Source organism: Bacillus mycoides (assembly GCF_001757995.1).
Lineage (GTDB): Bacteria > Bacillota > Bacilli > Bacillales > Bacillaceae_G > Bacillus_A > Bacillus_A mycoides_B.
Map to the genome: position 1 here is coordinate 1 of NZ_LXLV01000031.1, position 26,216 is coordinate 26,216.

26 protein-coding genes and 1 pseudogene are annotated in these 26,216 nt (G+C 33.2%); 21 read left to right on the forward strand and 6 right to left on the reverse strand.

Annotated elements, in window-relative coordinates:
* The coding region (locus tag BWGOE10_RS11845; RefSeq protein WP_081340017.1) for an exosporium glycoprotein BclB-related protein at window positions 1-776 on the forward strand (776 nt) is incomplete at its 5' end.
* 119 nt (window positions 777-895) lie between these two features.
* Here BWGOE10_RS11845 and BWGOE10_RS29930 read toward each other — a convergent pair.
* Window positions 896-2,310, reverse strand: a pseudogene (locus BWGOE10_RS29930) (IS1182 family transposase).
* Between the two features lie 489 nt (window positions 2,311-2,799).
* The gene (locus BWGOE10_RS11860; protein WP_070142697.1) at window positions 2,800-3,432 is read right to left on the reverse strand and encodes a cupin domain-containing protein; all 633 of its coding nucleotides are present in this window, start codon (window positions 3,430-3,432) and stop codon (window positions 2,800-2,802) included.
* 231 nt (window positions 3,433-3,663) lie between these two features.
* Here BWGOE10_RS11860 and BWGOE10_RS11865 point away from each other — a divergent pair, with 231 nt between their 5' ends.
* The 3 genes from BWGOE10_RS11865 to BWGOE10_RS11875 all read left to right on the forward strand — a co-directional run bounded on the left by BWGOE10_RS11865 (window position 3,664) and on the right by BWGOE10_RS11875 (window position 7,634).
* Window positions 3,664-5,196, forward strand: coding sequence for an SMI1/KNR4 family protein (locus tag BWGOE10_RS11865; RefSeq protein ID WP_070142700.1), 1,533 nt, complete (start codon window positions 3,664-3,666; stop codon window positions 5,194-5,196).
* A gap of 283 nt (window positions 5,197-5,479) precedes the next feature.
* Window positions 5,480-6,787, forward strand: coding sequence for a phytoene desaturase family protein (locus BWGOE10_RS11870; protein ID WP_070142702.1), 1,308 nt, complete (start codon window positions 5,480-5,482; stop codon window positions 6,785-6,787).
* Complete coding sequence (locus BWGOE10_RS11875; protein WP_070142704.1) at window positions 6,765-7,634, forward strand: sigma-70 family RNA polymerase sigma factor; 870 nt, start codon at window positions 6,765-6,767, stop codon at window positions 7,632-7,634. The genes BWGOE10_RS11870 and BWGOE10_RS11875 overlap by 23 nt, the downstream gene beginning before the upstream one ends.
* Window positions 7,635-7,672: 38 nt before the next feature.
* On the opposite strand, the gene BWGOE10_RS32850 is transcribed toward BWGOE10_RS11875, so the two are convergent.
* The gene (locus BWGOE10_RS32850; RefSeq protein ID WP_002085567.1) at window positions 7,673-7,831 is read right to left on the reverse strand and encodes a hypothetical protein; all 159 of its coding nucleotides are present in this window, start codon (window positions 7,829-7,831) and stop codon (window positions 7,673-7,675) included.
* A 306-nt stretch (window positions 7,832-8,137) separates the two neighbouring features.
* Here BWGOE10_RS32850 and BWGOE10_RS11880 point away from each other — a divergent pair, with 306 nt between their 5' ends.
* The 6 genes from BWGOE10_RS11880 to tdcB all read left to right on the forward strand — a co-directional run bounded on the left by BWGOE10_RS11880 (window position 8,138) and on the right by tdcB (window position 14,672).
* Window positions 8,138-8,731, forward strand: a complete 594-nt coding sequence (locus BWGOE10_RS11880; protein WP_070142706.1) for an O-methyltransferase — start codon at window positions 8,138-8,140, stop codon at window positions 8,729-8,731.
* Window positions 8,732-9,066: 335 nt separating this feature from the next.
* Window positions 9,067-10,179 (forward strand): toxic anion resistance protein, encoded by a 1,113-nt coding sequence (locus BWGOE10_RS11885; protein ID WP_070142708.1) that lies wholly within the window; start codon window positions 9,067-9,069, stop codon window positions 10,177-10,179.
* Between the two features lie 24 nt (window positions 10,180-10,203).
* Window positions 10,204-11,037, forward strand: a complete 834-nt coding sequence (locus BWGOE10_RS11890) for a DUF3974 domain-containing protein (protein ID WP_070142709.1) — start codon at window positions 10,204-10,206, stop codon at window positions 11,035-11,037.
* A gap of 303 nt (window positions 11,038-11,340) precedes the next feature.
* Window positions 11,341-11,889, forward strand: a complete 549-nt coding sequence (gene plsY, locus BWGOE10_RS11895) for a glycerol-3-phosphate 1-O-acyltransferase PlsY (RefSeq protein ID WP_070142711.1) — start codon at window positions 11,341-11,343, stop codon at window positions 11,887-11,889.
* Window positions 11,890-11,979: 90 nt separating this feature from the next.
* Complete coding sequence (locus tag BWGOE10_RS11900) at window positions 11,980-13,566, forward strand: aminotransferase class V-fold PLP-dependent enzyme (protein WP_070142713.1); 1,587 nt, start codon at window positions 11,980-11,982, stop codon at window positions 13,564-13,566.
* 104 nt (window positions 13,567-13,670) lie between these two features.
* The gene (gene tdcB / locus BWGOE10_RS11905) at window positions 13,671-14,672 is read left to right on the forward strand and encodes a bifunctional threonine ammonia-lyase/L-serine ammonia-lyase TdcB (RefSeq protein ID WP_070142715.1); all 1,002 of its coding nucleotides are present in this window, start codon (window positions 13,671-13,673) and stop codon (window positions 14,670-14,672) included.
* Window positions 14,673-14,789: 117 nt separating this feature from the next.
* Here tdcB and BWGOE10_RS11910 read toward each other — a convergent pair whose 3' ends face one another.
* Both BWGOE10_RS11910 and BWGOE10_RS11915 read right to left on the reverse strand, forming a co-directional pair.
* Entirely contained in the window at window positions 14,790-15,119 is a 330-nt protein-coding gene (locus tag BWGOE10_RS11910) for a YkvA family protein (RefSeq protein WP_002109937.1), read from the reverse strand.
* Between the two features lie 189 nt (window positions 15,120-15,308).
* Window positions 15,309-16,067, reverse strand: coding sequence for a hypothetical protein (locus tag BWGOE10_RS11915; RefSeq protein ID WP_070142716.1), 759 nt, complete (start codon window positions 16,065-16,067; stop codon window positions 15,309-15,311).
* Window positions 16,068-16,160: 93 nt separating this feature from the next.
* On the opposite strand from BWGOE10_RS11915, the gene BWGOE10_RS11920 reads away from it, so the two are divergent.
* The 4 genes from BWGOE10_RS11920 to BWGOE10_RS11935 all read left to right on the forward strand — a co-directional run bounded on the left by BWGOE10_RS11920 (window position 16,161) and on the right by BWGOE10_RS11935 (window position 19,399).
* A complete protein-coding gene (locus tag BWGOE10_RS11920) occupies window positions 16,161-16,430 on the forward strand; it encodes a hypothetical protein (protein ID WP_070142718.1) in 270 nt (89 codons plus the stop codon).
* A 73-nt stretch (window positions 16,431-16,503) separates the two neighbouring features.
* Entirely contained in the window at window positions 16,504-17,850 is a 1,347-nt protein-coding gene (locus BWGOE10_RS11925) for a DEAD/DEAH box helicase (RefSeq protein WP_070142720.1), read from the forward strand.
* Window positions 17,851-18,155: 305 nt separating this feature from the next.
* Entirely contained in the window at window positions 18,156-18,866 is a 711-nt protein-coding gene (locus BWGOE10_RS11930; protein WP_070142722.1) for a class I SAM-dependent methyltransferase, read from the forward strand.
* Window positions 18,867-18,985: 119 nt separating this feature from the next.
* Window positions 18,986-19,399: a VOC family protein gene (locus tag BWGOE10_RS11935; protein ID WP_070142725.1), complete on the forward strand. Its 414-nt coding sequence runs from the start codon at window positions 18,986-18,988 to the stop codon at window positions 19,397-19,399.
* 244 nt (window positions 19,400-19,643) lie between these two features.
* Here BWGOE10_RS11935 and BWGOE10_RS11940 read toward each other — a convergent pair whose 3' ends face one another.
* Window positions 19,644-20,276, reverse strand: coding sequence for a type 1 glutamine amidotransferase family protein (locus tag BWGOE10_RS11940; protein ID WP_002017047.1), 633 nt, complete (start codon window positions 20,274-20,276; stop codon window positions 19,644-19,646).
* Window positions 20,277-20,549: 273 nt separating this feature from the next.
* Here BWGOE10_RS11940 and BWGOE10_RS11945 point away from each other — a divergent pair, with 273 nt between their 5' ends.
* The 7 genes from BWGOE10_RS11945 to BWGOE10_RS32860 all read left to right on the forward strand — a co-directional run bounded on the left by BWGOE10_RS11945 (window position 20,550) and on the right by BWGOE10_RS32860 (window position 25,680).
* Entirely contained in the window at window positions 20,550-21,026 is a 477-nt protein-coding gene (locus BWGOE10_RS11945; protein WP_070142728.1) for a MarR family winged helix-turn-helix transcriptional regulator, read from the forward strand.
* A gap of 153 nt (window positions 21,027-21,179) precedes the next feature.
* Window positions 21,180-21,917, forward strand: a complete 738-nt coding sequence (gpmA, locus tag BWGOE10_RS11950) for a 2,3-diphosphoglycerate-dependent phosphoglycerate mutase (protein WP_070142730.1) — start codon at window positions 21,180-21,182, stop codon at window positions 21,915-21,917.
* A 336-nt stretch (window positions 21,918-22,253) separates the two neighbouring features.
* Entirely contained in the window at window positions 22,254-22,994 is a 741-nt protein-coding gene (locus tag BWGOE10_RS11955; protein ID WP_070142733.1) for a type II toxin-antitoxin system SpoIISA family toxin, read from the forward strand.
* 112 nt (window positions 22,995-23,106) lie between these two features.
* A complete protein-coding gene (locus tag BWGOE10_RS11960) occupies window positions 23,107-23,232 on the forward strand; it encodes a hypothetical protein (protein ID WP_000588712.1) in 126 nt (41 codons plus the stop codon).
* 75 nt (window positions 23,233-23,307) lie between these two features.
* Complete coding sequence (spoIISB, locus tag BWGOE10_RS32855) at window positions 23,308-23,484, forward strand: stage II sporulation protein SB (protein ID WP_002127426.1); 177 nt, start codon at window positions 23,308-23,310, stop codon at window positions 23,482-23,484.
* 177 nt (window positions 23,485-23,661) lie between these two features.
* Window positions 23,662-25,131, forward strand: a complete 1,470-nt coding sequence (locus BWGOE10_RS11965; protein WP_070142735.1) for an aminoacyl-histidine dipeptidase — start codon at window positions 23,662-23,664, stop codon at window positions 25,129-25,131.
* 399 nt (window positions 25,132-25,530) lie between these two features.
* Window positions 25,531-25,680, forward strand: a complete 150-nt coding sequence (locus BWGOE10_RS32860; RefSeq protein ID WP_002069316.1) for a hypothetical protein — start codon at window positions 25,531-25,533, stop codon at window positions 25,678-25,680.
* Window positions 25,681-26,216 lie beyond the last annotated feature (536 nt).

Below are 26,216 nucleotides of genomic sequence, written 5' to 3' on the forward strand. Positions count from 1 at the left end.
GAATGAGTGTTACTCCAGGAACAGGAGCAACAGGAGCAACAGGAGCAACAGGAGCAACAGGAGCAATAGGAGCAACAGGAGCAACAGGAGCAACAGGAGCGACAGGAGTAGGAACAGGAACGACGGGAGCAACAGGAGCAACGGGAGCAACAGGAGCAACAGGAGCAACAGGAGCAACAGGAGCAACAGGAGTAGGAACAGGAACGACGGGAGCAACAGGAGCAACAGGAGCGACAGGTTCAACTGGTTCAACAGGAGCAACAGGTGGCGGAGCTATCATTCCATATGCTTCAGGAATACCAGTTGCATTAGCAACTGTTGCAGGTGGTTTGGCAAATACAGGCGCGCTTCTAGGTTTTGGAAGCTCGTTCCCTAATGTAAACGTAGGTGGTGCTTCAATAATCTTAGCAAATCCCGCAGTTATTGACTTTGCATTCGTCGCACCTCGTGCTGGTACAATAACTTCATTAGCTGGATTCTTAAGTGCAACGATAGGAATCGCTCTCCCTGGATTGGGCAGCCCCGTGCAAGTTGAAATGCGAGTGTACAAAGCATTAGCAGCAAGTAATACTTTTCTTCCAGTAGGAACGCCGTTACTATTAACGCCAGCATTTACTACAATTGTTGTTGGAGGTACTGTGACTGGACTTGAACCACAAGCAATCGCTGTAGCTGCACAAGAAAAAATATTACTTGTAGTTTCTCTATTTACAGAGGATACAACTTTAGCTGCTGTTGTTACAGGATTTGCAAGTGCAGGTATAACATTCAATTAATTTATTCTAAACGTCGTAACTTGAAATTTGAGCATAGACAAAAGGAATACTCTTTTTGAAGAGTATTCCTTGTCAGAGTGTTGAGAAACCCTTTAGGGTTTCCAACACTCTGACATCTTTTAAATTTTATTAAATAAAAACAATAATAAATGATAGAAACCAAGAAAATAGCCCTTCACTTGACCCTTTTTGCTCAGGTGAAGGGCTATTTTTTTCATGTTTTGACAGGCTGCTGTGAGATATGCCTGCATTTGGACATACTTCAGCCCACGAAATCGAGCATATCGATAGCCATGTAGTTCTTTGGCGTCCGCAAAGCTTCGCTCTATAGTCGAACAGCGTACTTTATACAGTCTTTTCCCTGTAGCTGTTAGATTGTTTTTTCTAGCGATATCTTTATATTTCTCCCACATATGATGAGTGATAACTTTTTGTTTTTGTTTCTATGAAAAGCAATCCTTACGTAGTGGGCACACAGCGCAGTCTTCTGGATTCGATTTGTATTGACGATATCCTTCGCGATCCGTTGTCGCATATTCTAAAATACATCTCATTGGACAAGCAAATACATTTATTTCTGTTTTATATTTAAATTTATTTTTTTGTACTTCTTGATTTCGTTTTCCAAATCGGCGATACCCCATCACCATAAATATATTCTGTTCTGATAGTTTCTTACAGATATAACCTGTAAAATAGCCTGCATCAAGAGCTACAGCTTCAACTTTGAATCCAAATTTATCAATTTGAGCTTGTAGGCGTGCTAAATACGGCTCGGAATCTGCCATATTTCCAGCCGTTATATAGGTATCTGTAATAATATTGTACTTCGCATCAGTCGTACGATGATCTAAGAAATGAAAACCGTTCGGTTTTCCATCCCTCATTAAAAATCCACTATCTGGATCAGTTGTACTTATACGAGTTTTTTTAGTAGGGGTATCACTTTCCTTTCTAGGTTTTAATTCTTTTTTCCATGTAGCTCACGATCTTCAATAACCGCAGCTTCTAGTTCATCTATATAAAACTTTGGCTTTTCTTTTTTATATTTATGTACAAATTTATTTTTATTGGCATTAGCCTTAATGTGTGTAGAATCTGTCATCAATGCGCATTCTCCCACCATACGGTGCTCCGTCGCTTGACTCACAATTTCATCAAAGATTTCTTCAAAAATAGTTGTATGGATGAAACGAGTACGGCGATTCCAACTGATTGTAGAATGATCTGGAATCGTATCTGATAGGGAAAATCCTAAAAAACAACGGTAAGCGATATTTGTTTTGATTTCTTTTTCTAGCTGACGTTCCGAGCGAATACCATAAAAATATCCGATAAACATCATCTTAAATAGAACGATAGGATGAATAGAAGGACGACCATTATTTTCACAGTAATAAGGACGTAGTTTTTCTTCAATAAAATCAAAACTAATTGTTGCTTCAATCGTACGAAGAAAATGGTCTTGCGGAACTAACTCTTCTACAGAAACTGATACACGTTCATCGCGATGATTTTTGAATGCACCCATCATAAAAATCCTCTCCTTTTTCTTTTTTATCAGTTTTGACACGGAAAAAGAGATTCAGACACAAAAACAGGCTGTGGAGAAGACTTTCTCCACAGCCAAACGAAAAGGAAAACAAATTTTTCTAAAGAAAGTAATAAATATTATTTTCATAGTAATAGAACTTTGTACAGAAAGATCTTATTTATTTTTATTACAATTACATCCTTTTTTCTTTACATAACCTTGTTGAGATAAATCTTTTTGCGATTGTGAATTGGAAGATTGAGAGGATGTTGAAGAGCTACTATTTTTGTTATTAGAATAGTTTTTTCGATAGTTGCTATAATTACTCATAGTATCATCACCTCCAATTAAATATATAAATAGTATATGTTTGTACTCTACTAATTGTTACGTTTGAGAATATGTAATGGGGATATACTATACAATACAAAAATCTCCAAGGTATTTTCCAAGGAGATGAATAATTTTCTTTGCTAGAAATAACTGGAGTTAATAGCCCCAATATGGAGGGAAATAATATGAATCTTGGTAATATAAATTTTGTTGTTGATTAGGGGGCTGATTTGGTGGATTTATGTTTCCGCGGTTTTGATTACAGTTTGCTGGTGGACCAATTACTGTAGTAGATTGAATTGGAGAAATGGCTTGTTTCCATTGTTGTTCATCGAGACAGTAAGTATGGGCCATAATGTTTGATGGAGTTAATCTTAAAATATCAGATCCAAAAATAACTTCAGGAGTTGGGGCATCAAAAATGGCTAATAAATGTGTATTATCTGTTGTGGCGATTTCATAATGCCACCAAGCTTGTGGGATATTAGCAACTTGCCCTGGTTTTATAGGTAAATTTAAAATTTGATTTGTAAACGGATTAAGTAAAGAAACGACAGCGGATCCTGAAATACAGTAAACGAGTTCAGCTGCATCTTGATGAATATGTGGTTCTACAACATTTCCTTTACTTAAATAAATATCTAGTAAAGAAGTATTTTCTAAAATATTTAATTGTTTTATACCAAGTACGTTTATATAATTTTGGGCATCTTTCTTAAAAAAATTACTTTTACTTAAATCATGAGTGAAATTGGTTGATGGGGATGTGTAGTCGATATTGGAAGTCAATTGTATTACCCGCCTTTCTTATGTTGTATTGCAATCTGAAATTAGGGTATGAGTCTAGTTATTGAAATGTGAAGGAGCTGATGGTTTTAGTTTGTTAAAAATAAAAGTTAGTATGATTGGACTACGATGAAATTATAAATTTAGTTTGGTTGCGAAAAAAAGTGCCTTTAATTACAATTAATGTAATTGATAGTGCTTTTTTTATTTTGGAATACAAGGGGAGTGTGGGGAATGAATAAAACTATTTTAAAAGAGTTAGAAGTTGAATTGAAAAATCACTTTAAACCTTTTTTGAATGCACCTGCAACAATAGAAGAAATTAAATATGTCGAAAGTGAAATGGGAATTTCGTTTCCAGATGAATTACGTATGCTTTATCTCGCACATAACGGTGAGGTTAAATCTGGACCAGGATTATTTTTTGGTTTGCCATTTCTCTCGTTAGATGAAGTTTTAGATGAGTGGAGAATATGGAAAAAGGTTGAAGATGGAGAACCATTTGATTTTGATGCATATTCTATACCGACGAATTATATTAAAGAAAAATATGCAAATAAAAAATGGATACCAATTAGTAATGACGCTGGCGGGAATAATATTGCAATAGACGTTGATCCGGATAAAAAGGGGAAAATAGGACAAGTTATTAATTTTGGACGAGATGAAGAAGTAAAATATGTAATTGCAAATCGAATTTCAGATTTTTTATTATTTATTTTACAAACACTAAAAGATGAAAATTTCACCATTCATCGAGAGGAAGATTATTTATATTGGAGTTATGGTGCTAGCGATAATATACATTTTTTAGACGTATTATTTAATATTGAATTACCTGTCTTACACCCTAATTTTATATTTCAATCTGAAAAAAATGTTAAAGATTGGTATGATGGTTTAGATGGGAAATGGAAAAACATCGTGGGTTCTTTTGAACGTGCAAGTAAATTTATTAGAGAGAAAAGATTATATTTAGGTGGAAATGAGTTAGTAGATGTTAGTCCATTACAGATGTGTACCGAAGTAAGAGAGCTAATTTTAACTGGAAATGAAATTAAAGATATTAATGGATTAAAACGGATGACTTCTTTAAAAAAGTTATATTTAGTTAATAATCCAGTTCAAGATTTAACGCCAATAGTACATTTGCAGTACTTAGAAGAAATGAATATTAAGAAGACGAGTGTAAATAATCTATCGGCACTTGTAGATATACCATCATTAAAAAAATTGGATATTTCAAATACGGAAATTAAAGATTTTTCGTTACTACCGCAGTTTCGGAAGTTAGAATCACTTTCTGTACATATTTCAAATCGTGAGCAACTCTATGCGATTTCAAAAGTAGATGCTTTAAAGCATTTACGTATTTTAGGTTTAGAAAATGTCAATGAAGTAGATTTACTCGTTTTACAAAACTTAAATAAATTAATAACAATTGAATTTGAAAATAGTATTATTGATAATTTTAATTGTTTTAAAGATAATACAGCACTACAAAATATAAAGTTAAAAGATACAAATGTGAAAAATGGAACTGTATTAGGGCAATTGAAAGGATTAAAGGAATTAGAATTAGATGGAGCAGCAATTGAAAATCTTGAAAAGGTTTGTTGCTCTAACTCATTAGAAACATTTATAGGTTCGTTTGCTCAATTTAATATGCTAAAAGATTCTTTTAGTAGAAAAATAGATTTTTCATCAATAATAGGAGAAATGAGTGAGGAAGAAAGTGAAATTTGGTACCAGCATTTAAGTGATTAGAAAACAGAAAATAATATTATTATGTAAATAAGTTCATTTGTGGAAGTTGTAACTGTTACTAATTTGAAAAATGTTTGTATATCAAACTGTTGATATTAACAGTTGAGAGAAGTTATAAAAGTGTTCACCAACACTTTATAGAATATAAATTAGTTTTAAGCCATTGTTTGACAGTTGATTCTGCAATAAAGTGGTTAAAAGAAATAAATTATATGTAACGGAATGTCACATCCCTCCTTAATCGTTCGTCTTGTATGTAGAACGATTAAGGAGGGATTTTATTATGAAAAATTTTGATGTAGCAATTGTAGGCGGCGGGCTTGCTGGCTTAACAGCATCTATATATTTAGCGAAAGAAGGAAGAAAAGTTGTTGTATTAGAAAAATCTAGCCGTTTTGGTGGCAGAGCGATGACAATAAATAAAAATGGCATCTATATGAATCTTGGAGCACACGCTTTATACCGCGGAGGAGAAGCATTTTTAACATTTAACGAGCTTGGTATGAATCTTACGGGAGGAATACCGTCCACGAAGGCACACGGGATATGGAAAGGTGACGTATATACAATCCCAACTGATTTTCGCTCCATTTTATCAACGTCGTTACTTTCATGGTCAGCTAAAATACAATTTTCTCGCCTTATGATTCATTTAGGGAAATTGGATATTAATACGATTCCAAGAATGAGTCTTTCTGTATGGGCAGAAAAAGAAATACAGGATACTATGGTACGAAATATGTTTTATGCGTTATGCCGAACTACGACATACACATATACTCCTACCATCCAATTAGCATCGTCTGTATTAAAGCAAATACAGCGTTCTATGAAAGAAGGAGTATTTTATGTAGATGGTGGTTGGGAGACGATAATAACAAAATTAAGAGATATAGCTATAAATGTTGGTGTTCAATTTTTAGCAAATAAACATGTTTTTGAAGTAGAACATTGTGAAGATATACAAAAAATACGTTGTTTAGATGATGATATATTCGAAACGGATACTGTTATCGTGACGATTCCACCGAAAGAAGCGTGTAAAATAATAAAAGGTGCAGAAAAAACCAGTTTGCACATATGGAGTGAACAATCATTACAAGTGACAGCAGCAGCATTAGATATTGGTTTGAGACAATTACCTAATCCAGTACATCAATTTGCATTAGGATTAGATCAACCTGTATTTTTTACGAACCAATCGAGATCAGCTAAATTAAGTGAGGATGGATCGATAGTTGTAAGTTTGATTAAGTATCATAATCCTATGGAAGAGATGAATAGGATCAATTACGATAAAGAACAGTTAGAGAAAACGATGGAGCTCTTACATCCTAATTGGGAACGAGAAGTTGTTGTAAAGCAATATTTACCTAAAATAACTGTTGTTCATGATTTCCCGCATATTGGCCGAGGAGAAATTCCGGGGCCTGTAATTCCTGAAATGCCAAGTATATACGTAGCAGGAGATTGGGCTGGGCATGATGAATTATTAGCTGATGCAGCAGTTGCAAGCGGGAAGCGGGCCGCACTGCACATCTTAAAGAAATTTGAAAGAGGGGCTCATCGTGGAAACGGAGCAATTGTATGAAGCGCATAAATCTTTATTGTTTTCTCTAGCTTATCGAATCCTTGGGAGTGTAATGGACGCTGAAGATATTGTCCATGATGTATTCATTTCATTAAATAATAAGGATGATATTCAGTCTGATGAAAATATAAAAGCGTATTTATGTAAAATGGTTACTAATCGTTCAATTGATAAATTACGTTCTGCGGCACATAAGCGGAATGTATATGTTGGAATGTGGTTACCAGAGCCACTTGTGGAAGAAAATGATAACCCATCAGATTCATACGTAATGAAAGAATCTCTTTCTACAGCATACCTTTTACTTTTACAACAGTTATCTGAAGTAGAAAGGATTGTATTCATATTAAGAGAAGTTTTTAGTTATGATTATGAAGAGATAGCATCAATAGTTGGTAAAAGTAGTGTGAATTGCCGGAAGATATTTCAGCGTGCGCGAAAGAGTATAGTAGATAAGCCAAAGAAATCCAAATTAAGTACGAAGCAAATGGCCACTTATGTTGAAAAGTTTGTTGCATCATTACAAAGTGGAGATGCACAAGGTATGTTAGAGGTATTAAAAACAGATGCGATATTCAAAGCAGATGGTGGCGGTAAAGTTACAACTGCTATTAATCCGATTTATTCTGCGGATAAAATTATACGTTTGTTCTTTGGAATTGCAAAACAATTGACAGAAGAGTACAGTGTTGATTTTAAAATGGTAAATGGTGCACCAGGTGTTATAGTTACAATAAATAACAAAGTAACTTATGTACTTTCATTTGCATTTGAGGATGAGAAAATTTCAAACATTTATATGATGGTTAATCCTGAAAAACTTATGCATTTAAATGTGGAAATATAAAATAAAGACGCATTTCACAGAAATGCGTCTTTATTTTATTACTTTTCTAACATTTCAAGAGGTACATCTTTTTCGCCAGCTACCTCGAATTTAATTTCCCCGTCTTCTTCATAAATGCGTTTAATAATCGGTATAGTTATCATTAGTTTTTTATGCTGTTTACGTCTTCTAGCAGCATCTAAATTAATCACGTTCATGTGTAAGCATCCTTTCTCACAGAAATATATAAACAAAAGAAAATGCGTCCGAAAAGGGCGCTTGTTTGAATTAGAAATACCGATTCATTTAAATGGGGTTTATATTATTTTATAACTGCAATTTTAATGTGAAATAATATGAATGGAATAATTGCACGTAGAAATTAACTTTACCAAAAAACGAAACAATATGCTATAAAAAATTATAAATCTTTGTCATATAACGGGAAAAAGGTTTTTGTTTCGCATATAATAAAAAGTAGACGGGCAGCAAGAGCTTATTCATCATATTGCTTTTGAAAGGCGATGAAAAAAATGGATACTTTAGATTCATTACTATCTCAACTTGAACAATATGGAGAAGAGCATGATCGACATAAAAAAACGCGGGAAGAAAAATTACGGAATATTTCTCGTGAGATGGGACAATTTTTATCAATTTTAGTAAAAGGTTGTAATGCCAAAAACCTTTTAGAAATTGGAACCTCAAATGGCTATTCTACATTGTGGTTAGCAAATGCGGTAGAAGAAACAAATGGAAATGTTACAACTGTAGAAATTTCTTCAGAACGAGTTGGAGAAGCTCTTGAAAATTTTGGGAAGGTAAATCTTACACATCGAATTGATGTTCACAATCAAGAGGCAGGAGCGTTTTTAGATGCACAAGTAAATCGTTCATTTGATTTTATTTTCCTAGATTCAGAGCGGACGCAATATATGTGGTGGTGGGAACATATAAAACGTATTTTAGAGCCAAAAGGTTTTCTTGTTATTGATAATGCAACTTCTCATGCGGAGGAATTAGCAGAATTTATAAAGATGATTGAAGAAGATGATACGTTTGAAACGGTGTTATTAGCTTTTCAAAAGGGAGCATTTGTTGCGCGGAAGAATAATTAGAAGTGGGCTTAATGTAATTATCACATTGAAAGATAGCATATGTCAAAAGATAGAGCATTATATAAATTTAAGAGGATAACTAAATGGGACTTCAATTTAATATTCAGTGGTAATTCGTAAAGAATCCGCCTTCAGCATGTTACTCTCTAGGTCTTAAGTCTGAGGAAAATAATGACGAGAACAGGTATACTTATACTATGAAACAGGGAATGACTGCATAAGCAGGTATTTCTTGAAAAATCGATTTCAAGCAAGCAAAATGTATATGAAATACGATATATTAGATGAAATATAGTGCACATAAATTCGCACATATAAATAAAGGAGCGATTTTGTTGACTGAACTCGAGAAAAAAGAACCTGTATCGATTGTGAAAGATAATAATGTAGAAGTAGTAGTTGATACAGTAATAAAAGATGCAGAACTTGAAGAACTGAATAAAGAAGCAGATCTTTATGTACAAAAGTTAAATAGCGAGCAAAATACAGATTTGTCAAAAGTATTGTCGCAGCTTGGAGACTTAGGAGATAAAGAGCAGCAAGCGGCAGGACAAACGCTATCAGCATTAAAACGTCCTGTAACAGCGATGATGAATGGGAAAAATGAAGAAATTCCAAATACATTGTTAGAGTTGCGAAAAGTGGTATCTGAACTTGATCCAAACTCATTAAAAGCAACTGGTATGAAGAAACTTATGTTTAAAGTGTTTAAGAAAAATCCGCTTGAAAATTACGTGCATAAATATCAATCTATAGATAAGCAAATCGAGGAGATTATAAGATCACTTCTCATTGGCCGTGATAACTTGCAAGAGGATACGGTTGGTCTTGAAATGTTAAAAGAGCAATCGCATGATAAAATTCATGCTCTTGATAAACAAGTATACTTAGGGAGAAAACTTGCTGGTATGCTTGAAGCTGAGAAACAAAATCCAGAACGTCAAAGGGATATTCCCTTAATAAATGATGCATTAGAAAAGATACTTGTGCGTACTCGTAATATGCAACAAGCAAAAAGTGTATTATTACAATCTATCGCATCTGTAGATATTATTAAGAAAAATAATGAAAAGCTAACAGAAGCAATTCGTAATGCGATTACGATGACACAAAATGTTGTAACGGTTTCAGCTGCAATCCAGTTAGCGTTAACAAATCAACGTAAAACAATTGATGCAGTAAATGCGACAAATGAAGCGATTGAATCAATGGTATTAAGTAACTCTCAAGCATTAAAACAAAATACAGAAGAAACAACAAAACTCCTAGAAAATCCTGCAATTAGCATGGATAAATTGCGTGAATCATTCCAAAATGTATTCGCTGCGATTGAAGCATCTGAGAAATCATCAGAACGTATTATCGAGTCAAGTAAGAAGTTTGTAATTGAACTTGACACATTTAATGATGAGATGAAGCAGAAACTCATTCAGCGTCCAAGGAAATAACAGATCATTAGAGGAGGTGAAAAAATGAGTTTCATTCAAACAGTATTATTACTATTAGGTACATTGCTTTTAATAGCATTTACTGTCGTTGTTTTAGTTGTATATTTTGGACGTAAACTTTATTTTTCATGGACGAAACCATATAAGAGAGCGCAAGATTCTTTAGAAAAGTTATCGAACAAATCGACGCCGTTTTTACAAGAATTTACGCAGCATCCACTTTTTTATCGCTGGATTCGTACTGAAGGGAAGAAAGAACAAAATACATTAAACACTCTTTTCTGTGCTTCAGGCCAACGTACGAGAGAGCAAGTATTCTCTATGTTACCGAAAGAAAAGCAGAAAAAAGTGCATGTGATGGCAAAAACAACGAAAAAGCTTACAAATGAAGATATCGATGTTGCAACGATGAAAGTGAAAGATTTCTTGAGACAAGAAACACAACAAACTGTTAAACCGACAGATTTATCTTTTTATAAATTGTATTTTTACGATCGATATCCAGATGCGTTGAATACAATTCAAGCATACAAACGATCCATTAATCCTTCCTTACAAAGAACGGTTGATGAAATTACAATTTCAGTATTAAATGCACTTCCGTACTATCAAGAACAACGTATGTTTGAACAACAGCATAAACTAGAAACGTTCTTAATGAAAGACTTAACAGCGATGTTATCGCTAGTGGTACAATTACCACCGTCGCAACGTCCTGAAAAAGAAGAAGAGTTAAAAGTTTACTTGCAAAATTTCCAAAAAGAAATGGAAGTAGTAGAGCGTGATATTCGCGACTCCATTGATCATGATTTGAATGTGAAGATGAGAGCAGCGACAGAGAAGTTTAAGAATAAATAGAAAAAACCGCCTAAAAGTTGAATGTTTCGGCTTTTAGGCGGTTTTTTGTGAATTTGAGGAAGTTGATAATTTAAAAAATTGTATGGGAGAAGTTCCATTTGTATCACAATCAGAAATGGCAGCGAAAAGAACATATTATTTGATGAAGGAAATATTAAAGTACAAATAGCTGAATGAGATTTTTTGTATGATTTGTAAAAATATGATGTTAAAATATATAAAGGGATGTAGAGTCAGAAAAGTACAATGTGCATAGTAATTGAATATTGTATAAGTATTCCCATGTAGAAAGTGAATGATTACATGATTAATAGTATGCAGTTGTTGTATGTATTGGCTTCTTATTTGTTTGGAAACATATTGACCGCTTATATAGTAACAAAATGGAGACATAACGTTGATATTCGTGATGAAGGAAGCGGAAATCCTGGTGCAAGAAATATGGGGCGAGTATATGGAAAAGGGTATTTTGTCGCTACATTTATAGGTGATGCGATCAAAGGTGCAATTGTAGTTTATATAGCAAAATACCTTTTTGAAGATGCTACATTCGTAATGCTGGCATTATTGGCTGTTATCATTGGACATATTTATCCAATTTTGTTTAAAGGCAAGGGCGGAAAAGGTATTTCAACATTTATTGGAGGATTAATCGTATTCGATTATTTGATAGCGCTTACTCTAATAGGTATTTTTATTGTATTTTATGTAATATTTAAAGGATTTACTAAGCCAGGGTTAATTACAATCGCTTGTTTACCAATTTGCATGATTTTTTATTCTTACTCTAGTGTTACGACGATTTTAAGTGTACTTATTATTCTACTTATTCTATATGTAAATCGAGAATAAAGTGAACTTTTAATAAGTGGAGTAATCTCCACTTATTATATTTTTTAAATAGATAGTGAGCGATAATTAGAGAGATAAAGGGGATAGGACATGGGGTTAATTTATAAAGTTGCTGATCAAACTTGGGAATTTGAAAGTATACATAAATTGAACTATAAAACATTTGTAGAAGAGATTCCGCAGCATGAAGAAACGAAAGAACGTTTTCGTATAGATCGATTTCATGAAGAAAATACATATTTAATTTGTTTAGATGGTGAGAAATTAGTAGGTATGGTCGCGGTGCGGGGAAAACGACCATTCTCAATAGATTATAAAATCTCAAATTTAGATTTTTATTTACAAGAACATGGTGAAAAAGTATATGAAATTCGTTTACTCTCAGTAGAAAGTGAATATCGAAATGGAAGAGCGCTGTTAGGCTTAATTCGCTTTTTACATCGTTATTTGCTTCTAAATGGATATGAATTGGCACTCATTTCAGCCACAACACGTGAGCTTCCTCTATATGAGCAAATGGGATTCAAACCTTTCCATACGTTAGTTGGTACAGAAGCAGCAACTTTTCAGCCAATGTATGTTACACCCGCTAAGTTTGAAGAGTCGAGTGTTGGGGGGATTATGACGAAAGAATATACGTTTTTACCTGGCCCGGTAGATATCGAAGAGAATGTCCAAAAGGCATTTTCTACTAAGCCTATTTCCCATCGCTCTAAGTCATTTCAAGTGACGATGGAAAATGTAAAAAAACGATTACTTCAAATAACGAAAGCAAAACGTGTACAACTTATGTTAGGAACAGGGACGTTAGCGAATGATGCAATTGCTTTACAGTTACGTTCATTAAAAGGTAAAGGACTAGTTTTAGCGAATGGGGAGTTCGGTAATAGATTAATTGAGCAGGCAAAACGTGCACATTTAAATTTTGATACGTATAAAAAAGAAATGGCAGAGCCGTTTATTTATACAGAATTAGAAAAAATAATGTTAACTGGAGATTATGAATGGCTTTGGTTTGTTCACCATGAAACATCAACTGGAATGTTAAATAATTTAGAAGAACTAAACACTCTTTGTAAAAAGTATCAAATGAAACTATGTGTAGATTGTATAAGCTCAATTGGAGCAATACGAATAAATTTGAAGGATGTATATTTTGCAAGTGGTGTAAGCGGAAAAGCGATTAAATCATATACAGGATTATCTTTCGTTTTTCATAATCACATTATAGAGAAAAACGAAGCAATACCCGCATATATGGACATTGGTATGTATGAAATGAATGATAGTATTCCATACTCCCATTCATGGAATTTAATTTATGCATTGCAAGAAGCATTGAAGAGATTTGAAGATGAAGAGGCATTTAAAAAAATAAAAGAGACGTATGCTTATATTGAACAAGCTATTACTACTATCGGTTTAAAGCTAGTTTCACCTAAAGAACATGCCGCTCAAATTGTTCTTACTATTCAATCAAACGAAGGGCATTCTTCTAAGGTAGTAGGCGATGCATTAGCATTACAAGGATATATTGTTCATTATGAATCAGCATATTTACAAAAGAATAACTGGATCCAAATTGCATGTCTGAATCACTATAAAGAACGTGACATGAAGAGGATGTTGAATTGTTTGCAGATGTGTGTTTTGAAGAAGGGCGTACATATATCATGAATGTTTTCTTAGCATAGTTGGTTGCGTATAAAGGAGTTATTACTTACGAAAACTGAGGAATGACAATAGGAGTAGATCCATAAATCATTAGAAGAGGTGTTAGTATGATAACTAGAAAACTACCATTACATATAGCAGACATTAAAAAAGCTCAAAAAATTCTGGATAGAAATGCTCGTAAAACTCCATTAGTGAAATCTTTTTATTTGACTAGTAAAACTGGTGGAGAAATTCATTTGAAGTTAGAAAATATGCAATTAACGGGTTCTTTTAAATTCCGTGGTGCGTTTAATAAAATGTCGCAGCTTACAGAGCAAGAAAAAGAGAGAGGTGTAATTGCATGTTCGGCAGGTAATCATGCGCAAGGAATTGCTTTATCTGCTCATTTACTTGGTATTAAGAGTAAAATCGTAATGCCAATTTCTGCACCTCTAGCGAAAGTCGAGGCTACCAGAGGATATGGATCAGAAGTTGTTTTATATGGTGAAACTTTTGATGATGCGAAGGCAAAATGTGAGGAGATTATAAGAGAAACAGGTGAAACATACTTACATCCATATGACGATGTAGAGGTAATGGCCGGTCAAGGTACAATTGGATTAGATATCCTTGATGATATGTGGGATGTTGATACTGTCATTGTGCCAATTGGCGGAGGCGGAATTATTTCCGGTATTGCTGTTGCATTAAAATCTTTTAATCCATCAATCAATATAATTGGTGTGCAAGCAGAAAATGTTCATGGGATGAAGGCATCTTATGATAAAGGGACAATCGTAGAACATTATGAGTCACCTACTATAGCGGATGGTTGCGCAGTTAAAATACCAGGGGATTTAACTTTTGAAGTTGTACAAGAATTAGTAAATGATATTGTAACAGTATCAGAAAAAGAGCTGGAAGTAGCGATGAAAGATTTATTACAACGTGGAAAAGCTGTTGTGGAAGGTGCAGGCGCATTAGCTACTGCTGCTCTGCTTGCAGGGAAAGTTGATCAATATATTAAAGGGAAAAAAGTAGTAGCGGTTATATCTGGAGGAAACGTAGACTTGCAACGTATATCAAGTGTATGTGAGCACTTTTTTGTAGCTAATGAAGTGAAATGATATTTATAATAAAGTGAAAATGCCCCACTGATTATTAATTGTATCAATCGGGATTTTAAGGGGTAAATTAGTTTTATGAAAGAAGAGCTAAGGGGAATCATCTTAGCTCCTTTTTTATTATGCTTGTGCTGAAGTAAATAATGACTCCATTTTTATTTTACTCTTTTCTCTAATTTCAGCATCAGCATGTCGCATAACATATTTATGCGCCACAGCGATTGCTAAAACATCATCTAATAAGCCAATCCCAATAATAGCAGCTATATCTGGAATGAAATCGATTGTTAATACGTAATAGGATAAAGCGGCTAATATAATGAGTTTCGCTTTAGTAGGTAACTCTTTCTTTTTCATTGTGTAAAATAAAATAATACTTTCATATACGCTGGATTTACCGAGGTTTACTGAGCTTTTTTTGAATTTTTTCCAAAGGGTCTGTTTCTCCATATAAACACTCCTTTTATAAAAACATAGATTTTTTAAAAGGGTGGACAAAAAAGTGAGAAAATAATCAATTTATTATTTTTTCTTACTTGTATATTTCCATAAGAAATAGGAAAGTACCTGTTCAAAAAAAATGTGTACTATATAAAATAATAAAAAGCCTAGCTTTCCTATGCCGGAAAGCTAGGCTTTTCAATTCATAGATTCTGCGATTTGAATCAAATCCTGAGCATTGTATTTTCCTTTTATATATAGTTTGTTACCAATTGCGATTTTATATTGAAAGCCGTCTTTCTGAAATATAAGCTCATATGCTAAATCAAAATGAGGATTATATAATGCAGTTCTATTATTTTTTAAATAATAGAACTGAGTACCTTTATGTACATATTGATTTAATTTATATTGAACTGGTGAAACAGTGATTTTAAAAATCCCATTAATATCATCATTATAGTAACGAAGTTCCAAGTTATTGCTATAGATGTAACCGTGAAATTGCTGAATTTCGAATGGGAATTTTGTAGGTGTTAGTATATGCCGTTTAACCTTCAATTCATATTCTTTTACAATAGTAGCTTCTTTCATAAACGGATTAGTTCCATCATAAATTTGATTAATTTGAGATATTTTCTTATTTTTTGTTACTATTTCTAAAATGAAACCGATAGTACTTACATCATCAGTGTCTTTGAAATAAGAAATAAGAATTGTAGTGTCCTCTTTTGGAGATGGTACTACTTTAATTTCATGAATAGGTTTATCTTTTGGGAAAGTAGGTAGTTTAATCCCTTCTGTTACATATGACTGTATTAATTTTTTATCATTTTTAAGTAAAGCGTGTTTGAATTTACTTATTATATCGGTTTGAGATTTCGCCATAATAATTGAGGCAGATTGAAAATATAGTAAGAAAAATATGCAAAAAATCTTTATTAATTTAGTGGTCAATTTTATCACCCTATAACTATATTTCCGTAACATTGAAATATATATGTATAGGAGAATGTATATAATTTAAAAGATGTTTTAGGAGGGGAAAAGATGAGTTTATTATTTGATGTAATAGCAGATATAATTTTATTTTATCCTCGAAATGATATGAAATTAAAATATCATATTGCGAAGTTAAGTGAGTTTGAGTGGTTTCGAAGGTTACACGAAGATACGAAGTATACAAGGTTAATTTGGAGTAATAGAAAAATTAAGAAGTACATTTTGTCTTCCGAAAATATGGAAGGATTGTTAAAATCTGAAAGAAAACAAACCGAATTCGTCCAACTTGTATATAGTGAATATAAAAAGAGAAGGTAAGAATTTTTTTATTTTTCATATTTGGCGAAACAAATGGTACAATGAAAGCTAATGTGAAAAATAAGGAAAAGAAGTGGTCAATATGAAAAATTTTTTAGAATTAGGAATTAGTGAAACTTTTAATCATACATTACGTGAAAATGGAATCGCAGAAGCAACACCAATTCAAGAGAAAGCAATTCCTGTTATTATGTCAGGAAAAGATATTATTGGACAGGCGAAAACAGGAACAGGTAAAACGTTAGCGTTCGTTTTACCTATTTTAGAAAAAATCAATCCAGAGTCTAGTGATGTTCAGGCTTTAATTGTTGCGCCAACAAGGGAACTGGCACTACAAATTACAGCTGAAATTAAAAAGATGCTTGTTCATAGAGAAGATATTAATGTGCTTGCGATTTATGGCGGGCAAGATGTTGCACAGCAATTGAGAAAACTAAAAGGTAATACACATATTGTTGTAGCAACACCAGGGCGTTTACTTGATCATATACGACGTGAAACAATTGATTTAAGTAATCTTTCTATGCTTGTACTAGATGAAGCGGATCAAATGCTTTATTTCGGTTTCTTATATGATATTGAAGATATTTTAGATGAGACACCTGACAGTAAACAAACGATGTTATTCTCAGCAACGATGCCAAAAGATATTAAAAAATTGGCGAAGCGTTATATGGAAGAGCCGCAAATGATTCAAGTACAAAGTGAAGAAGTAACGGTAGATACAATTGAGCAGCGTGTCATTGAGACGACAGATCGTGCAAAGCCAGATGCACTTCGTTTTGTTATGGATCGTGATCAGCCATTTTTAGCAGTTATTTTCTGTCGTACAAAGGTTAGAGCAAGTAAGCTTTATGATGATTTAAAGGGATTGGGTTATAATTGTGCTGAACTTCATGGGGATATACCTCAAGCGAAACGTGAAAGAGTCATGAAGAGTTTCCGCGAAGCTAAAATTCAGTACTTAATTGCGACTGATGTAGCAGCTCGTGGACTGGATGTAGATGGTGTCACTCACGTATTTAACTATGATATTCCTGAAGATGTAGAAAGCTATATTCACCGTATTGGCCGAACAGGACGTGCAGGTGGATCAGGTCTTGCAATTACGTTTGTTGCAGCGAAAGATGAAAGATATTTAGAAGAAATTGAAAAAACGCTTGGTGCACCACTGCAAAGAGAAATAATTGAGCAACCGAAGATAAAACATGTAGATGAAAATGGAAAACCGAAACAAATGCCGGCTCAAAAACCGAAGAAAACTGGTCAATCCCGTCAAAGAGATAGCCGTGAAGGTTCTAGAAATAGCTCAAGAAATGATTCAAGAAATAGTTCTAGAAATGATAACAACCGATCATTTAATAAGCCAAGCAATAAGAAAAGTAGTACAAAGCAAGGCCAGCAAAGACGTGGCCGTTAAATTATGAAGTGGTAATCGGGATGAAGAGCTGTATCGTTTGTTAATAGAGAAATCGATATATACAATAAAAAAATTCTGATATAATTATTAATGCAGAAGGAGTCACAAAAATTTGTGGCTCTTTTTGTATTCTATAATTAGGTTGGTATGCATTTGCACCATAAGAGTAAATCTAATAATTTCATTTACCGTATTTAAAATAATTTAAAAAATAAAGAAAGAATAAAATATGGAGCGTCTGTTTGTCTGAAGGTTCAGGAAATTATATAATGATTTTCTGACTATTAAAATGTGGAGGGGTACAAATGAAAAATGAAACGTTACACACACAAGAAGATATTTTCAAAATGCTTGATTCATTATTAAGACCTGCAGAACCATTTTGGAATGAATTTTATGCAAATAGGGAGAAGAATGTTCCGTTTTTTGAAAATGTCCCAGATGAAAACCTAGTTTCGTATATACAAAAAGAGAGTGTTTCAAAAGGGAAAGTATTAGAACTTGGATGTGGTCCAGGAAGAAACGCAATTTATTTAGCGAATGAAGGATTTGATGTAACAGCAGTGGATTTATCTATAGAAGGTATTAATTGGGCGAAAGAGAGGGCATTAGAAAAAGGAATAGGAATTCACTTTATTTGTGATTCAATTTTTAATTTAGAGGTTCAAAATGAATTTGATTTTGTCTATGATTCCGGTTGCCTTCATCACATTCCACCACATAGAAGAATGAATTATATAGACTTAATTGATAAATCTTTAAAATCGGGTGGTTATTTCGGATTAACATGTTTTGCAGCAGGCGATTTAGATGAGCGAAATGGCTCAGAAATAACGGATTGGGACGTATATAGAGGGTGGAGTTTACAAGGTGGTCTTGCCTATTCGGAAGAAAAATTAAGGGAGATATTTAAAGGGTTTGAAGTGATTGAAATTAGGAAGATGAAACAAATTGAACAACCAAATAATATGTTTGGAGAGTCATTTCTTTGGACAGCATTGTTTAAGAAGAAATAAAAAAATATAGAATTGACAAATTCATTGTTTTTATAGACAATATATTTATAAGAATGTACGTTCGGTTTTGTTGTCCGATGTATGTTTTGCATAAATACATAATAAGGGGATGTCTCTAAATGGGTAACACAAATCAAAAAATCACTACGTTTTTAATGTTTGAGGGCAAAGCTGAGGAAGCGATGGATTTTTACACATCGCTATTTAATCAATCAGAAATTGTAAGTATCTCTCGTTATGATGAGAATGGACCAGGTAAAGAGGGAACTGTAATTCATGCAACTTTTACGCTAAATGGACAAGAGTTCATGTGTATTGATAGTTATGTAAAGCATGATTTTACATTCACTCCAGCTATGTCTCTTTATGTAACTTGTGAGACGGAAGAAGAAATTGAAACGGTCTTTAATAAACTAGCGCAGGATGGAGCAATACTTATGCCTTTAGGTGCCTATCCATTTAGTAAAAAGTTTGGCTGGTTAAATGATAAGTATGGTGTGTCTTGGCAGTTAACTCTTGCTGAAGATAAATAATTAAAATAACATAGTGATATTAATGTTATAAAAAATAAAAGGGATGATACAAGATAAATATGTATCATCCCTTTTATTTTTTGTTTTACAAACGTCACTGGTTTTTAAAGAACGTTTCATTATTATAACTAAAGAAGAAAGACCATCGTTATTCAATAAGATTAAAATAGATTTAGCTAACCGTTGTATTTATAACAACTTTAGGTTTTTATATAATATAAAACTGCTAATTTAATTTTTTAGCTTATCTAGTAATGGAATTCATTAACTGGAAGAAATATTCAGGTTTATAAGTCTTATTTAGGTTATACCATGAATGTAACGTATCTGGTGCAAATACATCGATTTTTTTCAATACTTCCATTGCAAATTCCAGAGGAGCTACTCCTGATGCAGTAATCAAATTTTCATCACATACTGCAGGTTCCATCTTATAAAGTTGTTCTCCTTTATAATTAGGACAAACCATTTTAATATATTCTAAATCATTGCTTGTATGTTTTCTAGAATCTAGGTATCCAAAATTCGCTAACCCCTCAGTTGCACCACAAATGGCAGCAACAATAGTGCCGAGTTTTAACGCTTCACCAATTTTTTTTAAGATAGGGTGATGAATGCTTTCTCCCCAAGTAGTCCCTCCAGGTAAAACTAAAAGATCGTTACTCTCAAGAGTACATTCATCAAGGGAAATATCTGGCTTTATGCTCAGTCCTCCCATCGTAGTAATAATTTCATTATTAGCTCCTACTGTAACTACCTTTAAAGGGGCTAACTCTTTTTTGAAATATCTTCCTGAGTTTAGTTCTGCAATTAAATGTCCATATTCCCAGTCTGACATCGTATTAAATACATAAAGATAAACTTTTTTTGTTTGCATACAATAACACTCCAATCACAATTGAGTTTTTCAAAAAAATATTAATAAATAAATTTTACAATATTTATCATTTGAATTTAACCTATTTCCTTAAGAAATCTTTAAAAAGTAATTTGGATACATTATTTGAAGGTATGGTTTACGAATTAAACAACCTTCAAAAATATAATAGTTGAAATTTGTTGGTTTTAGAATGAAGAAATTAGGCTCAATATACCAACTTAATTATTCATAATTGAGTTGTGGTATAATTTACATACAGGGGGAAAGTAGATGACACAACATAAAGAAGAGCAAATGAATGAGGCATTAGCATTATTTTACTTTGCATATAAAACTTTCACAGAAAAACCAGATGAAATAATAAAAGAATATAGTATACAGCGTGTACATCATAGAATTTTGTTTTTTATCGCTCGTTTTCCAGGGCTTAGTGTAAATGAGCTGCTATCACTTTTAGAAATAAGTAAACAAGCTCTTCACGGACCGTTGCGCCAACTGTTAGATAAAGGACTTATTGAGAGTAATGAAGCTGCACATGATCGTCGTGTGAAACAGCTGTCTTTAACAGAAGAAGGAACAGACTTAGAGAAAAAGCTGAGCGATGTTCAAAGAGAGCAAATGGGAGCTATTTTCTCAAAGTTTGGAGAATCATGTGAAGAAAGTTGGCATCAAGTTATGAATGAAATGGCAAATAGCTGTTCAGGATTTGATGCATGGACGTCTAAGCGTGAAATACCAGTAGAATAAAAGATAGAAATAATATCTTGTTTTGTAGTTTGAAAAATCATAAATTTTTATCTGTATATTTGGTAACTATGGATAAAAAATTCACATTACCAAAAACTTTATATGTGTACGTATTGAAATTTTAAAATTCATATTTCCGAGAGGGGAATTATAATGATAAAACTTGTACTCATTCGTCACGGACAAAGTTTGTGGAATCTTGAAAATCGATTTACAGGATGGACAGATGTAGATTTATCAAAGAATGGATTAAGTGAAGCGAGAGAAGCAGGAATAATATTAAAAAAGAATGGATATACGTTTGATGTTGCGTATACATCAGTATTAAAACGAGCAATTCGGACATTATGGATTGTACTTCATGAAATGGATCTCACTTGGGTCCCAATACATAAATCTTGGAAGCTAAATGAAAGACATTATGGTGCGCTACAAGGATTAAATAAAGATGAAACCGCAAAAAAATATGGAGATGAAAAAGTTCATATTTGGAGAAGAAGTATAGATGTGAGACCGCCTGCACTTACTGAAGATGATCCCCGATATGAAGCGAATGATCCGAGGTACAAAACATTAAAAAAAGGCGAATTCCCATTGACTGAATGTTTAGAGGATACGGAGAAAAGAGTAGTTGATTATTGGCATGCAGAAATCGCACCGGCATTAAAGAATGGTGAAAAAGTAATGATATCATCGCACGGTAATACAATTCGTTCGCTAGTGAAATACTTAGAAAATCTCTCAAGTGATGGTGTAGTATCATTAAACATTCCGACTAGTATTCCGCTTGTTTATGAGTTGGATGAAAAATTACGCCCAATTCGTCATTATTACTTAAGTATGGACGGAGAAGTACCTGAAGGGAAAATTCCGAAACATATTTCTTTCTAACATGAAAATTTGAAACGCATGCTTGTCTACATATACAATGTAGATTCATGATAAAGTGAAACTTTAATCAGTGGGGGGGGTTCATCCCGCACTGATTATTAGTTGAACCAATCGGGCTTTTATGGGCAGTTGATCCCTCACCTAACTTCTTTGCTTTCGCTGAATTTTGAGGTGGGGGGGTCTTACTGCCCGTTAATGCGGGATAAAAGACGTGGCACTTTCTAATTATATGCGATATAGCTAAATTTAGAAGGTTGTCCACGTCTTTTGTCATAAAGAGAGCTGTTTGCGCATGTAATGATATCGTGAAGAGTTTTTGAATGGAGGGTGATGTAATTGACGATCTCTAACCTTCGAATCGGTTTATTTATTCTAGTAATCGCCTTTGTAGTTCTTGTTTTCTTTTATTGGAGAAATGAAGAGTTGTACGAGGAGAAGAAACAACGAATTCGAAAAACTTGGTATGGTTTGTTTATAATATCAGTCACAGTTTATTTCACGATAAAAGGAATAGATTTAACCCTCTGGAAAAATCTTTTAATGTTCACTGCGATGGTGATTTTCGTTGATATTGCATTCATTTTGACACCTAATATTTCAGAAATATGGGGCGCAAAATTCAGCGATATTGGAAAGACGGTCCAATCAATTAAAAGGTCATTAATTGCTTCAAAAGCAAGAGGAGAAATATATACGACAATTATTCAAAATGTGAATCCAGCAGCCTTTGGGACAATGGAATGGCATATGGAAAAGGAATATACAAAAAGCTTAAACGCATTTTTAGATTCATATGGGGAAAAGATTGGTGCGAAAATTGTTGTGTTTGAAGCGGTGAAGGAATTAAATACAAACTTTCGTGGTATCCGCTCTCAATTTAGTATTATTGTTCCATTAGAACACATCGAGCAATTGAATGAGCAGAAAGCGGTGCAAGTAGAAAATGTCGGAATTATACCAGCAAAAATAGTTAGTGATGTTTTCATTGTTATTGATGGGAAGAAAAATAACCTTCAAGATCGAGATTTTGAAAATGTATATAATTTAACAATTCATCATAGTTATTTTAGTAAATAAGGACAGAATCTTTTTCTGTCCTTTTCACCTATACATAAAGGGAGAACAAATTCAGACAAGCTTGTATAAAATCGGACAATCATTCCTACACTAGCACGTAGAGGTGATTGTAGTGATAAAAGATTATGACAATGATTTTTTTAAAGAAGATAATGAAGATACAACAGATTTCTCTTTAATAAAAGGAGATACTTTGCAGCAAGTAGAAGAGTTAGAAGAAGAATTAAAAAGAAAATGATACGTGTACACTCTGTCTGCATTTGCTATATAATATAAATAGAAGGTTGTATCTTTTTGAAAAGGGGTAGAAGAGATGGCTGAAATAAATGTACAAAATTCTTCGTTTTTTAAAGAAAAAAAAGAAGAAGCAAATACAGATTTCTCTCTTGTGAAGGGTGCATTAACGGAAAATATAAATCGTTTAGAAAAGCTTATGAATAGTAATAGTTCGAAATATATACAGGTGAAAAAAATAAAAGAAAATGCATAGAGCATTTTCTTTTATTTTTTTTCGTTATTTGTGGATTAATAAGTAGTAGAGTATGAAAAGCCTTATTAATTAAAATAACAAATTTTTAAAATGTTAAAAGAAAGGTAAAATAATGAATCATGGTATAATGATAAAAGACTTACATATTATTTCATCATTTTGAGAGGAGCTTGAAAAATGTATTCTACTTTAGAACAATTAACAAAGCACCCTGTATTTTATCATTTTGCAGAAATTTCAAAGATTCCTAGAGGATCAGGTAATGAAAAAGAAATTAGTGATTACTTAGTGAGTTTCGCAAAGGAACGTAATTTAGAAGTTATTCAAGACGAAGCGTTAAATGTCATTATAAAAAAAGAAGCTACTTCTGGTTATGAGAATGTTCCAGCTATTATCATTCAGGGGCACTCTGATATGGTGTGTGAAAAAAACCAAGCGACAGTTCATGATTTTGAGAAAGATCCAATTGAATTAAGAATTATTGGAGATATGTTATATGCAAGCGAAACTACTTTAGGTGCTGATAATGGTATTGCCGTTGCATATGCATTAGCATTATTAGATTCAACAGACATCCCGCATCCAGCTTTAGAAGTTGTTATTACAACTGAAGAAGAAACGACAATGGGCGGTGCATTCGCTGTTGATTCAAATCATTTTGACGGAAAAATATTTATTAATATTGATTCTGAAGAAGATCATAAATTACTAGTGAGTAGCGCAGGTGGTGCGAAAGCAGTTGAAACGATTTCAGTGAATTGGGATGAAGCGCCAGTAGATATGGACACATACCGACTATATGTTGGTGGACTTAAAGGTGGACATTCTGGTTTGGAAATTGATAAACAACGCGGTAATGCGAATAAAGTATTAGGACGAGTTTTACGTGATTTATCAATTCACATTCAATTTAATATGAGTGAAGTTCATGGCGGCTTAAAAACAAATGCAATTCCACGTGAAAGTGTAGCTACAGTTTTATTACGTGCAGAAGATGTACAGCAAGTAGAAGAAAAACTAAAATCATGGACACGTATTTTACAAGAAGAGCTGCGTGCTGTTGATTCGGATGTTCATGTTTCACTTACAAAAGTAGAAGAAAAGGCGGAAAAAGTCTTTTCTAAAGAAACACAAAAACAGCTTATTTCTTCATTATTCTTAATTCCAAATGGTATACAAAGTATGAGCATGGATATTAAAGGTCTTGTAGAAAGCTCAACTAATTTAGGAGTTATTCAAACACTGCAAGATGAGATTAAATTACGAAGCGAAGTGAGAAGTTCTGTAAGTAGTTTAAAACAACATATTGTAGATGAAATTAAGTATATTGCGGAATTAGTAGGGGCAACGTTTGAAAAAGAGTCTGAGTATCCAGAATGGCCGTATAATCCTAATTCGCCTATCCGTAATTTATTCGAAAAAGTGCACCAAGAAAAATACAGCAAAGATGCTGAAATCTTCGCAGTACATGCAGGAATTGAGTGCAGTGTATTTGTTCAAAAAATGCCTGAGTTAGATGCTATTTCATTCGGTCCAGATATCTTTAATGTTCACACTCCAGATGAACATATTAGTATTTCTTCTGTTGTGAATAACTGGGGATTTTTCGTTGATGTAATGCAGGGAACGAAAGAATTAGCTAAGTAATAAAAGACGGAATAAAAAGCAGCCTAAATTTATAGGTTGCTTTTTTGTATAGAATTTTATGTAAAGCAAAATAATGGCCAAGAAATTTACCTATTGTCGATTTAAAATAAAGTTTGATCATTTGTAATAAAGATTGATAATTTGTAAAAAAGTTTGATAAAAGGATCTATTTTGCAGAGTATCTCTTTCTTCAACAATCGGGCCATTTAATTGAATAAGACTACACAAAAAGTCGCTTTCCCTTACCTAAGGAAAGCGACTTTTTAGCTTGATTTTCCCCTTGTTATCAAGCTTTTTACTTTAAGTTCCTTTGACTAATAAGGTTTACTTCAGTAAAATAAGGTATATTATATTTGTTGAATAGATTCTCTTTAAAGACAAGAAAAGTAGGTGAACAAAGTGGGGAAATATCAATTGGATTACAAAGGTCAGGCAGCTGTGGCAAAGTTTCATGAAAAACAGACGCCTGCCAAATTTGATAAAAAGCAGCAACTTGAAAAATTGCGTGCGGAGTATTTGAAAAAGAAGCAAAAACAAACAGATAAATAATATGTTAAGTTTTTCTGGATTTTCTGTATATAGTGCAAACCAACACAAGAAAATAGGTAAGTTATTCATCGTTCAAATATATACAGGCTATTTTTTCAAACCTCTTACTTATGCAACTAACGCATGCGTTAGTTCATTAAGAATAACTAAAAAGTCGATTCCTTGAGATGGAAATCGGCTTTTTTAATAAGTGACATTTCCTTAGCGTTGTAAATCCGCTTTTTCCTGACGCTATCCCAAGAAGTAATTGAGGATAATGTATCTACCACAGTCGGGCGTTTTAATTGAGTAAGGTTCACAAAAATTATCAAACTTTTTTATAAAAGGATGATTCAAGTGAATATAGAAAAAGCGTGTTTTGATTAATCTTTTTTTCAAAACATGCTTTTTCTATTCGCTCTTTTATCAAGGTTTATTAAGTTAATTTAATCAAACTTTATTCAAAAGCTACACCTATGTAAAAGTTCTGCTGTAATATTATACCCTCTTGATAAGGAGAAAGTATTACTACACAAGTGTTATGTGAATTTCATGTA

Coding starts and splice junctions, on each gene's coding strand:
- BWGOE10_RS11865 (WP_070142700.1), top strand. CDS start 3,664: ATGAATAAAACTATTTTAAAAGAGTTAGAAGTTGAATTGAAAAATCAC.
- BWGOE10_RS11870 (WP_070142702.1), top strand. CDS start 5,480: ATGAAAAATTTTGATGTAGCAATTGTAGGCGGCGGGCTTGCTGGCTTA.
- BWGOE10_RS32850 (WP_002085567.1), bottom strand. CDS start 7,831: ATGAACGTGATTAATTTAGATGCTGCTAGAAGACGTAAACAGCATAAA.
- BWGOE10_RS11880 (WP_070142706.1), top strand. CDS start 8,138: ATGAAAAAAATGGATACTTTAGATTCATTACTATCTCAACTTGAACAA.
- BWGOE10_RS11890 (WP_070142709.1), top strand. CDS start 10,204: ATGAGTTTCATTCAAACAGTATTATTACTATTAGGTACATTGCTTTTA.
- plsY (WP_070142711.1), top strand. CDS start 11,341: ATGATTAATAGTATGCAGTTGTTGTATGTATTGGCTTCTTATTTGTTT.
- BWGOE10_RS11900 (WP_070142713.1), top strand. CDS start 11,980: ATGGGGTTAATTTATAAAGTTGCTGATCAAACTTGGGAATTTGAAAGT.
- tdcB (WP_070142715.1), top strand. CDS start 13,671: ATGATAACTAGAAAACTACCATTACATATAGCAGACATTAAAAAAGCT.
- BWGOE10_RS11910 (WP_002109937.1), bottom strand. CDS start 15,119: ATGGAGAAACAGACCCTTTGGAAAAAATTCAAAAAAAGCTCAGTAAAC.
- BWGOE10_RS11920 (WP_070142718.1), top strand. CDS start 16,161: ATGAGTTTATTATTTGATGTAATAGCAGATATAATTTTATTTTATCCT.
- BWGOE10_RS11930 (WP_070142722.1), top strand. CDS start 18,156: ATGAAAAATGAAACGTTACACACACAAGAAGATATTTTCAAAATGCTT.
- BWGOE10_RS11935 (WP_070142725.1), top strand. CDS start 18,986: ATGGGTAACACAAATCAAAAAATCACTACGTTTTTAATGTTTGAGGGC.
- BWGOE10_RS11940 (WP_002017047.1), bottom strand. CDS start 20,276: ATGCAAACAAAAAAAGTTTATCTTTATGTATTTAATACGATGTCAGAC.
- BWGOE10_RS11945 (WP_070142728.1), top strand. CDS start 20,550: ATGACACAACATAAAGAAGAGCAAATGAATGAGGCATTAGCATTATTT.
- gpmA (WP_070142730.1), top strand. CDS start 21,180: ATGATAAAACTTGTACTCATTCGTCACGGACAAAGTTTGTGGAATCTT.
- spoIISB (WP_002127426.1), top strand. CDS start 23,308: ATGGCTGAAATAAATGTACAAAATTCTTCGTTTTTTAAAGAAAAAAAA.
- BWGOE10_RS11965 (WP_070142735.1), top strand. CDS start 23,662: ATGTATTCTACTTTAGAACAATTAACAAAGCACCCTGTATTTTATCAT.